We start from the raw sequence: 818 nt of genomic DNA on the forward strand, positions 1-818 counted from the left end.
TTCAATAATCTGTATTCTCTGGATTTTTTATTTTTAGCATATTTACGCATAATTCTTTTTCGAGTATGATTGAGTTGATCATTTATTAGTCTGGTAACGTGAAAATGGTCAACAAGCAAGGTCGAATTTGGAAAATATGTCTTTAGTAAGGGTTTGAATATAAAGCTCATATCAGTGCATATGTATTCGACCTTTTTTCTTTCTTCCAAATCAATCTTAAATAGATAGTCGGACATGATATCATGAGTTCTGGATTCAACGATATCAATAATCAAATTGTTTTCAAAGTTCATAAGGATAGCAGGATATTTATATTTGGAGTTTCTAGAGAAATAAAATTCATCAATCAATAGAACTCTAGGAAGGCTATGTCTTTTAATTCTGACAAAAGTATCAAATATTTCCATGATTCTGGTAGAAGAAACACCAAACATTCTAGCAATGGAAGCATAAGTAGCATTATAAGGTTTTAACCTGTTTAGAATAGAAAAGATAGCTGTTCTAGTAAAAGACCAATCACCATAAGCAATAGGATTTACATCAGAAAAAGAAGCATTACAGTCAATGCATTTATACCTTTTAACATAAGTAATCATCTTTACAGGTTTATCATTAACAGGTACAGATACAAGAGATCTTTTCTTATTGCCTTTACTAATGAAATGAGTGCTGCCACATGTAGGACATGAAAATCTAGATGGCTTGAATCTAATATCGATTTCATAATTAGATTCTTTATGATCTACAGTAAATGTTTCAACAACATCATCCTTGATATCAAATAGTTTTAATAATTCGTTGTTCATAATAATAATTTA

At 29.5% G+C, this 818-nt stretch carries 1 protein-coding gene; it reads right to left on the bottom strand.

What is annotated here, in order from left to right:
- Positions 1-806 (bottom strand): transposase (locus tag C7U54_RS14410; protein WP_193448621.1); only part of this gene is annotated, 806 nt, incomplete at its 3' end.
- Between the last annotated feature and the right edge of the window lie 12 nt (positions 807-818).

It is taken from the genome of Faecalibacillus intestinalis (assembly GCF_003024685.1).
GTDB lineage: Bacteria > Bacillota_I > Bacilli_A > Erysipelotrichales > Coprobacillaceae > Faecalibacillus > Faecalibacillus intestinalis.